Below are 536 nucleotides of genomic sequence, written 5' to 3'. Positions count from 1 at the left end.
CAAGGGGGGCACTATCTCTAATGCTTTCCGGTGTATGTCAAGCCTTGGTAAGGTTCTTCGCGTTGCGTCGAATTAAGCCACATGCTCCGCCGCTTGTGCGGGCCCCCGTCAATTCCTTTGAGTTTTAGCCTTGCGGCCGTACTCCCCAGGCGGGGCACTTAATGCGTTAGCTGCGGCACGGACAACGTGGAATGTTGCCCACACCTAGTGCCCACCGTTTACGGCGTGGACTACCAGGGTATCTAATCCTGTTCGCTCCCCACGCTTTCGCTCCTCAGCGTCAGTATCGGCCCAGAGATCCGCCTTCGCCACCGGTGTTCCTCCTGATATCTGCGCATTTCACCGCTACACCAGGAATTCCGATCTCCCCTACCGAACTCTAGCCTGCCCGTATCGACTGCAGACCCGGGGTTAAGCCCCGGGCTTTCACAACCGACGTGACAAGCCGCCTACGAGCTCTTTACGCCCAATAATTCCGGACAACGCTTGCGCCCTACGTATTACCGCGGCTGCTGGCACGTAGTTAGCCGGCGCTT

At 58.2% G+C, this 536-nt stretch carries 1 rRNA gene; it reads right to left on the bottom strand.

Features of this window, described 5'->3' with window-relative positions:
* Positions 1 to 536, bottom strand: a 16S ribosomal RNA gene (locus IE251_RS40505); the annotation flags it as partial.

This window comes from Streptomyces eurythermus (genome assembly GCF_014649115.1).
In the GTDB taxonomy this organism is placed as follows: Bacteria; Actinomycetota; Actinomycetes; order Streptomycetales; family Streptomycetaceae; genus Streptomyces; species Streptomyces eurythermus.
The sequence above is the reverse complement of the archived record's forward strand: the minus strand, read 5'-3'. Positions and strand labels throughout refer to the sequence as shown.